Here is a 5,198-nt window from a genome sequence, read left to right on the forward strand (position 1 = left end):
CATTTTGAACTTCTATATTTTTCACTCCGTTTAAGTTAGTTATATTATACCTCATCTTTCTAAGAAATGCTATATCTAGCGGACAAGGCGGCGAAGTGTATACAGAAGTTCCTTGTCGTACTGACAGGCGAGTGCGCCGCCCTGATGTAGCTTATCTGACTCCTGAACTTGTTACTGAATATGGCGATGTTCCTACTTTGCCTCAAAGTCCGCCGTTAATTGCTGAAATAGTTTCTCCTACTGATATTGCGGAAGAAATTTTTCTGAAAGCACAAGAATATTTAGATTCGGGTTGTCTGGAAGTTTGGATGGTTTTTCCAGAAAGTCGCTGGATATTGATAATGACTCAAACTCAAAAGTTAACTTTTAACTTGGGTTCTACAGTCAGCACTCAGCTAGTGCTGCCTGGTTTTAGTGTGGCGGTTGATGAGTTGTTGGCTTGAAGCCAAAAATTAGTTAGGTATAAGTGCTTTGTGGCACAGTTCCGCCGTGAGGCTTGTAATAAATTGTGAAAAAGTCATTGACAAAATGCCACTCGCTCGCCCAGCCATTTAATAAAAAAAATTATCAATAAAAAATGCAGTTGTAAAATTGCACAAAAGCACAAACAGCGGTAAAATACTGATTGCTTTGTTTCCAAATCTAGCGTAAATTCCAATTGGGGAATTAAAACCAATAATTGAAATATGTCTAAGACTTACACTGTTGAATTGATCCACCAAGGCACTACCTATACCGTAGAAGTACCCGAAGATAAACAAATTCTCCGCGCCGCCAACGCCGCCGGCATTGAGTTGCCGAGTTCTTGCAATGCGGGGGTTTGTACTACTTGCGCTGCTAAAATTATTGAGGGTCAAGTCGATCAAGTTGATGGCATGGGCGTTAGTCCCGAACTTCAGGCAGAAGGTTATGTGTTGCTGTGTGTTGCTTATCCCCGATCGAACTTGAAGATAGAAACAGAAAAAGAAGACATTGTGTACGATCGCCAATTCGGTAAATCCTAGGACTAAGCTAAAATTGAGCTAAGTACCGTTAGCGGTAAAACCACTATGGATCGCCCTATGACCACCCATTTCATTTCCGCAGAAGTTGACCTCCACGATACCGCCGAGCAACTGCACTCGGCTATTGAAATTGAGCTGCAAAAGTACGGCGAACCCCTGCGGTGGGCAGTCACAGACGTGGATGTCGATCGGCAAAAGGCTGTGGTAGAAGGCTACGTGCTCGTGGAAGCATCCCCCGCAACACCGTGAACCCCCGCCCTTTGACAGTGGTTTTGATAGTCCCCACAGGCGTTGGAGCCTCGATTGGTGGGTTTGCAGGAGATGCGCTGCCGGTGGCTAGGGCGATCGCCCAAATTTCAGACACCCTGATCACTCACCCCAACGTCCTCAACGGCGCTCAACTTTATTGGCCGATACCTAACGCTCTCTACGTTGAAGGTTACGCCCTTGACAAATTTGCTGCCGGATGCTGGGGCCTGCAACCGGTACATCAAAATCGCATCGGCTTAATCCTCGATGCCGGCATTGAACCAGACTTGCAGTTGCGGCACTTGCAAGCCGTTGATGCTGCTAGAGCTACATTGGGTTTGAATATAACCGATTGTGTTTTAACCGATCGCCCTCTGCAAGTAGAATTGCGTATTTCCGAATCTGGGGCATCCTGGGGGACGATCGGCAATCCAGACAGTTTATTGCGCGCTGCGGAAAAATTGATCGAACAAGCAAAAGTAGAGGCGATCGCAGTTGTGGCCAGATTTCCAGACGATGAAGGCAGCCTCGCCCTCGAAAACTACCGCCGCGGCAAAGGAGTTGACCCCCTCGCCGGCGCGGAAGCTGTAATCAGCCACCTCGTCGTCAGGACGTTTAAAATCCCCTGCGCCCACGCCCCCGCGTTGTCAGCGCTTCCCCTCGATCCGCACCTGTCCCCGCGATCTGCTGCTGAGGAAATCGGCTATACTTTCCTACCTTGCGTGCTGGTCGGCCTCAGCAAAGCTCCCCAATTCGTAGCGCCAGAAAGCCAGCAGCAGAATCAATTATCAATTACCGCCGATCGAGTCGATGCGGTGGTAATACCCGCCACAGCCTGCGGCGGCAGTGCTATTCTGAGTTTGAGTGGGCGATCGTCCGTACAAATCATCGCTGTCGGCGACAACAAAACCCAGATGCAGGCGACTCCAGAAAAAGTCGGAATCAAAGCTTTGCAGGTAAACTCATATTTAGAGGCGATCGGAGTTTTGGTCGCTTTGCGATCCGGCATCAGTCCAGCTTCCTTGGGTGCAGACATCTCCTCCCTGCGTTGTTTGTCTGACTCAACTAAATAACTCTAAAATCTCAAACCTCAAATCTAAAAGTGATTAAGTGGCAGAAAAAATTCCCGAAAATCCTGAAATTGAACCCTTGACGCGCACCCAAGTTTTAGTAGCAATGGGCGTGACAGCAATTATGTTGCTGGCGGTAGCTAAATTGTGGTTGCTATTTGGATCGGTATCGCTTTTGCCAGTCAAATTGATAGGAATCGACTTGCTCAAAGGATGTGCGATCGGACTGGCAATTACAGGTGGCAGTGCGATCGTTTATCACCTCTGGCCAGGTTATCGCCGGAGTGCGGATGTTTACTTGGAAGTAGTTCTCAAACCTTTGTTTTGGCCGGATTTGATTTGGCTGGGACTGCTGCCGGGACTTAGCGAAGAATTGCTATTTCGAGGCGTGATGCTGTCTGCTTTGGGATTGAATGTTACCAGTTTAGTTTTATCGAGTTTTTGTTTCGGCATTTTGCACTTGGGAGGCATGGATCAGTGGCCTTATGCTGTTTGGGCAACGGCTGTCGGATTGCTGTTGGGTTACAGTGTTTTAGCTACTGGGAATTTGTTAGTCCCAATTACGGCTCATATCTGCACGAATTTGATTTCTAGCTGTGTTTGGAAGTGGGAAAACAATGCCGTGAAGCGATAGGATATAAAGTCCTGGACGCACGAGGGGCATTTAACCCGGTTTCTGCTTTAATATCTCAACGGAGAAGCCGCGATTTTTATCAGAAACCGGTTTTTTTTTTGTCTGAGTCCTAATCTAGCAATCTCAAACAATTTATTGCATGAAATCCGAGCGACATTCAAAAAATTGTTTGTACTAAAGACTTTAGTTCTTAATTAAATTAAGTGGAGGACTAAAGTCCTCACTATAAACCTACTTAAACGGGCGATCGCGAAATGTGGAGAATTTCACCAACGGGGACGAAACCTGCACGGCTGTATATGCGCGCTTCCTCATCATGTCCGGGCGTGATAAAAGCCACAGAGACGCCCGCCGCGAAAGCCTCCTGCAGCAACCGCGCGGTGAGGGCCCCGGCAATGCCGCGGCGGCGGAAAGGCGCGCGCACGCCAATCCCCGCAATCTCGGTTGTCATCTCCCCCGGCACCGTCAACTGTCCCGCCCCTGCAGGTTCCCCCGTTGTGGCGTCGCGCGCCAAAACTGCAATCCCGCCCATTGCCATGCTTTCGCGCAGGCGTTCAACGTCCTCGAAGCTTGGGGGAAAAGCCCCGTAAGCCTCGTGTTGGACGGTGACGGTATCCCGGATCTCGCTGTCAGAAGTTGGCACAACGAGCTCGATATTCTCCGGGAGGGGAAGGGCTTTTTCTGTACCCGGATTGCATACCATCAGCGGGAGGCGGCCTTCAACGGCGAATCCAGCAGCGGTTAATGCCGCCTCTACCAGCGGTGCCAGCCGCGCAATGTACTCCAGCCTAGGCTGCAGCCCGCGCCCTTCGTAGGCCGAAATTAGGGCGGTGACATCGGCGCGAGAAGGTGCGGCGCTGTTGTCGGGAATGGCGTAGTTGAGAAATGGGTTATCGCTGCTGCGGCTGAAGGTGGCGAGGAACGGGCCGATTTGTTCGGTATCGCGCTGGCGGCTGCTGGCGGCAAACCGCAGATATGACTGAATGTGGGATTCCATGTGAAAAAACCTAGTTAAGGTAGTTTATAACTGCTAGATCGCACAATCAACTCACCTTGACTGGGGTTACGGCTGAAGATAAAAGCTCCTTCTTGAGTTTCGCCGCTTGACAAAAAATCAATTTGCTGATCGCCGGATTCCAAGACTTCGCCGTTGACGCGCAGTTCGACAATAATTTGCACTGATTCGGCCGTTTCGCCACCCGTGTTAGTTACTGTAAACGGCACGTAAAATTGCCCTTGAGTTTCGCGAATAGGCGTGTTGCGAGTGACAGAAATAATCGGAGGTTCCTGTTTTTTAGTCAGCCAGTTGTAGAGTACGAGTCCGATGAGGATAGAAAGGATCGAGCAGGCGATCGCAAATGTCACCCATTCAGCAGGATTTCTTTTTGGTTGCTGTTCGTTATTACTTTCACTCATACCGCCAACCTCCCTGCGGCGCCGCCAATAGTCGCGGGCAATCCCAATACTAACGTATAGTTCAACCAAATTGACCACGGGTCGTCAAAACTGAGTTTGTGGAAGAAAAACATCATAAATGCAGAAGCCACCAGCGACACTAAATAGGCCATGACAGTTTCGCTGAGGGGACGCTGAAAAAGCCCTTGCTGCTGCTGCCGTTTTGCTTGATAAGTAAAGCCTGCTACAAATACAATACCGTAGGAAATTAGCAGCGAGGCGGCGATAATTGCTAATTGCCTAGGTGGCGAAATACCTGCCGCTAGCATGGGAATTTCGTCAGTTGGGGCGATATTGAAAGCAATGATCATCGCGCCGATTAAAGTAGCGCCGATATCTGCTACAGTTGGATTAATGGTAGGTTGCTGTTCGCTGTCGGAACTTTGATAGCGCTCGCCGCTCAAGAAACCGTTGGCCAGGGCTACTCCCAACGCAAACGGCAGACCTTCAAAGATGATTTTCCCCAAAGTTTCTTGCAGCGGAGTCTCCGGGGTAATTTCCCTGAGCAAAAATAGGACAAAAGCCGCGCAGACAATGCCGATGGCGATCGCTTCTACGGTATCGATTGCAGCATCTAGCCAGCGGATGTCTTGAGTTTTGCGAAAACCTTCCGTGCGAGTCAACAAGAAAACGACGACAAAAGTAGTTGCGATGGCAATCGACATTTCCGCTGGTTTAGTATACGAACCGATCCACCAAACCTCCATCGTAAGCTGATACGCAGCTAGATTGTATAATAGAAATATAAGATAAGCGATCATTAGTTAGAATGTATGCCAGCCAAAA

General features: G+C 49.1%; 7 protein-coding genes and 1 pseudogene. 5 read left to right on the forward strand and 3 right to left on the reverse strand.

The window, feature by feature from the left end; translation table 11 throughout:
• Positions 1 to 71: 71 nt before the first annotated feature.
• The 5 genes and pseudogenes from QUA04_RS28535 to QUA04_RS28555 form a co-directional block, all read left to right on the forward strand.
• Positions 72 to 443 (forward strand): annotated as a pseudogene (locus QUA04_RS28535) (Uma2 family endonuclease); the annotation flags it as partial.
• Between the two features lie 243 nt (positions 444 to 686).
• Positions 687 to 1,004 carry a 2Fe-2S iron-sulfur cluster-binding protein gene (locus QUA04_RS28540; protein ID WP_333102813.1) on the forward strand — a complete coding sequence of 106 codons (318 nt, stop codon included), beginning with the start codon at positions 687 to 689 and terminating at the stop codon, positions 1,002 to 1,004.
• 57 nt (positions 1,005 to 1,061) lie between these two features.
• Positions 1,062 to 1,253, forward strand: coding sequence for a hypothetical protein (locus QUA04_RS28545; protein WP_333145037.1), 192 nt, complete (start codon positions 1,062 to 1,064; stop codon positions 1,251 to 1,253).
• The gene (locus tag QUA04_RS28550) at positions 1,250 to 2,326 is read left to right on the forward strand and encodes a DUF3326 domain-containing protein (RefSeq protein WP_333263832.1); all 1,077 of its coding nucleotides are present in this window, start codon (positions 1,250 to 1,252) and stop codon (positions 2,324 to 2,326) included. Before QUA04_RS28545 ends, QUA04_RS28550 begins: the two co-directional genes overlap by 4 nt.
• 37 nt (positions 2,327 to 2,363) lie before the next feature.
• Complete coding sequence (locus QUA04_RS28555; protein WP_333263835.1) at positions 2,364 to 2,957, forward strand: CPBP family intramembrane glutamic endopeptidase; 594 nt, start codon at positions 2,364 to 2,366, stop codon at positions 2,955 to 2,957.
• Positions 2,958 to 3,192: 235 nt separating this feature from the next.
• On the opposite strand, the gene QUA04_RS28560 is transcribed toward QUA04_RS28555, so the two are convergent.
• From QUA04_RS28560 to QUA04_RS28570, 3 genes are all read right to left on the reverse strand, one after another.
• Positions 3,193 to 3,660, reverse strand: coding sequence for a GNAT family N-acetyltransferase (locus QUA04_RS28560; RefSeq protein WP_333263837.1), 468 nt, complete (start codon positions 3,658 to 3,660; stop codon positions 3,193 to 3,195).
• Positions 3,661 to 3,968: 308 nt separating this feature from the next.
• The gene (locus QUA04_RS28565; RefSeq protein ID WP_333263840.1) at positions 3,969 to 4,373 is read right to left on the reverse strand and encodes a TIGR02588 family protein; all 405 of its coding nucleotides are present in this window, start codon (positions 4,371 to 4,373) and stop codon (positions 3,969 to 3,971) included.
• Positions 4,370 to 5,077: a TIGR02587 family membrane protein gene (locus QUA04_RS28570; RefSeq protein WP_333263842.1), complete on the reverse strand. Its 708-nt coding sequence runs from the start codon at positions 5,075 to 5,077 to the stop codon at positions 4,370 to 4,372. Before QUA04_RS28570 ends, QUA04_RS28565 begins: the two co-directional genes overlap by 4 nt.
• Positions 5,078 to 5,198 lie beyond the last annotated feature (121 nt).

The organism is Microcoleus sp. S13_C5, assembly GCF_036700845.1.
Classification (GTDB): Bacteria; Cyanobacteriota; Cyanobacteriia; order Cyanobacteriales; family Microcoleaceae; genus Microcoleus.

What these genes read in the sequence shown, in the direction of transcription:
- QUA04_RS28540 (WP_333102813.1), top strand. Translation starts at nt 687, where the DNA reads ATGTCTAAGACTTACACTGTTGAATTGATCCACCAAGGCACTACCTAT.
- QUA04_RS28545 (WP_333145037.1), top strand. Translation starts at nt 1,062, where the DNA reads ATGACCACCCATTTCATTTCCGCAGAAGTTGACCTCCACGATACCGCC.
- QUA04_RS28570 (WP_333263842.1), bottom strand. Translation starts at nt 5,077, where the DNA reads ATGTCGATTGCCATCGCAACTACTTTTGTCGTCGTTTTCTTGTTGACT.
- QUA04_RS28565 (WP_333263840.1), bottom strand. Translation starts at nt 4,373, where the DNA reads ATGAGTGAAAGTAATAACGAACAGCAACCAAAAAGAAATCCTGCTGAA.
- QUA04_RS28560 (WP_333263837.1), bottom strand. Translation starts at nt 3,660, where the DNA reads ATGGTATGCAATCCGGGTACAGAAAAAGCCCTTCCCCTCCCGGAGAAT.